The 439-nt window shown below is 36.2% G+C and carries 1 pseudogene; it reads right to left on the reverse strand.

From position 1 onward, the window contains the following. Positions 1–309: pseudogene (locus A8C32_RS05155) on the reverse strand (IS4 family transposase); the annotation flags it as partial. Positions 310–439 lie beyond the last annotated feature (130 nt).

Below are 439 nucleotides of genomic sequence, written 5' to 3' on the forward strand. Positions count from 1 at the left end.
TGTAGATTGAAGTCCTCTATCAATGACATAGATATTCTGATGATGTGTTTCTTGCTTTACATGATTCATTATAGCCTCGGGCAGAGCCATATCTTCACTGGAATACTCCGCCCTGGTGAACACCTCTGAATGGCAAGGCAACAAACCATCAAAAGCCATACTGTATTTAACAGATTTCTTCCCATTTTTATGGTCAATACCTTTTAATAATCTGGAAGAAGCCTCACTAACCATAGAACTATCTACATAGATTAAAAGGTGTCTTTCCTTGTTAGGGTAGGCATCGTGAAATTGCTGGTAAAAACACATTGGTATATTTGACAGAAGTAATCAGAGTCGATTTTGGATAACCTTTCAGAGATAGAACTTCGTCTTATGGTTTCGGATTTGTCCAAATCAAAAAGCGTTTTAAACAGAAAATCATTAAAAGTATCTTCTA

The organism is Flavivirga aquatica, assembly GCF_001747085.1.
GTDB classification, from domain to species: Bacteria; Bacteroidota; Bacteroidia; order Flavobacteriales; family Flavobacteriaceae; genus Algibacter_C; species Algibacter_C aquatica.